At 32.6% G+C, this 567-nt stretch carries 1 pseudogene; it reads left to right on the forward strand.

The features are described from left to right. Positions 1–295 (forward strand): annotated as a pseudogene (locus FFR48_RS28350) (ISLre2-like element ISCst1 family transposase); the annotation flags it as partial. Between the last annotated feature and the right edge of the window lie 272 nt (positions 296–567).

Below are 567 nucleotides of genomic sequence, written 5' to 3' on the forward strand. Positions count from 1 at the left end.
AGCAGCGCATTCTAAAATTTTAGTTAAACAAAGGGATTATCTTTTACGTGCTTATCGGGAAGGGCGTTTGAATTACTCTAAAGTTTTAGCCCGTAAATTACCTATTGGTAGTGGTGCTATTGAAAGCCTGATCCGCCAAGTTGTTAATTTGAGAATGAAAGGAAACAGTAAATTTTGGTTAAGAGAAAATGCTGAAATTATGTTACATCTACGTTGTCAATGGATAGCTGGAAACTGGAATAATTTCTGTAATTCTATTTTTATTTCTTTTATAAATCCTCAAGCTGTCACATAATTTTATACCTACTACTGCCCTTTATAGGAATTTTATGTCATAATCAATACTTCATTTTTTGATTACTGACGTAGACAGCTTATTTTTATCAATCCTACATCATTTAATAAACGTCTTCTTGAAATATTTCCACAAGATATCTTGTCATGCCTTTTTATTGATTAAATGTAATTTATTTGACATTAATTTCAGAAAAATATTTTAGCGTTGCCTGTTTTGGGCTTGGCGATCGCTCGAATAATACCCGACTTCACAAAATCGCGTTGCTCCCC

This window comes from Sphaerospermopsis reniformis, assembly GCF_005402885.1.
Classification (GTDB): Bacteria; Cyanobacteriota; Cyanobacteriia; order Cyanobacteriales; family Nostocaceae; genus Sphaerospermopsis; species Sphaerospermopsis kisseleviana.